We start from the raw sequence: 253 nt of genomic DNA, 5'->3' as shown, positions 1-253 counted from the left end.
TGCTTCAACCTTGTTTTTAACAGTGTGTGCCAAGGATCGCTCGGCCAAATCCCGAGAACAGCCTTGTTCGCTGCACCAGTCTCTGAAACTGGAACGAAAGCCATGCGCTGTTGCAACCCGATTCGCCACATCGCTTGGTGCCTGAACGCGACGCAGAAATGCCGTAATGACCATATCAGAGAGTTGAGTTCCTTTGCGTATGGATGGGAATACCAGAATATCATGCAACCCTTGCTGATTTCTGAGGATTTCG

General features: G+C 49.8%; 1 pseudogene. It reads right to left on the bottom strand.

The features are described from left to right. Window positions 1–253, bottom strand: a pseudogene (locus IV91_RS19930) (integrase); the annotation flags it as partial.

The sequence above is a fragment of the Ferrovum myxofaciens genome (assembly GCF_000735045.1).
GTDB classification, from domain to species: Bacteria; Pseudomonadota; Gammaproteobacteria; order Burkholderiales; family Ferrovaceae; genus Ferrovum; species Ferrovum myxofaciens.
The sequence above is the reverse complement of the archived record's forward strand: the minus strand, read 5'-3'. Positions and strand labels throughout refer to the sequence as shown.